Origin of the sequence: Salinivibrio sp. ML198 (assembly GCF_001996015.1) — a bacterium.
Classification (GTDB): domain Bacteria; phylum Pseudomonadota; class Gammaproteobacteria; order Enterobacterales; family Vibrionaceae; genus Salinivibrio; species Salinivibrio siamensis.
This window is the reverse complement of sequence record NZ_MUEZ01000077.1, coordinates 1-328: the sequence shown is the minus strand read 5'-3', so window position 1 is coordinate 328 and position 328 is coordinate 1. Positions and strand designations below refer to the sequence as shown.

General features: G+C 48.2%; 1 rRNA gene. It reads right to left on the bottom strand.

Annotated elements, in window-relative coordinates:
- A 5S ribosomal RNA gene (rrf, locus tag BZG25_RS15810) occupies positions 1-95 on the bottom strand; the annotation flags it as partial.
- Positions 96-328 lie beyond the last annotated feature (233 nt).

The following is a 328-nucleotide window of genomic DNA, read 5'->3' as shown; positions in this document are numbered from 1 at the left end:
ACATGGGGAGACCCCACACTACCATCGGCGCTGCTTCGTTTCACTACTGAGTTCGGCATGGAGTCAGGTGGGTCCAAAGCGCTATGGTCGCCAAGCAAAATTTTGTCTGGAACAAAATTTAACGCACTTCAGTGCGGCCCGTCAGGGTCAAATACAAGGATGTATTTGATAAATTCGTTCCTAAATCTAGAAAGCTGTTCGTTCTCGCCACAATCAACTGGCTTTATTCAAGTCCAACCCAAAACCTCTTGGGTGTTGTATGGTTAAGCCTCACGGGCAATTAGTACAGGTTAGCTCAACGCCTCACAGCGCTTACACACCCTGCCTA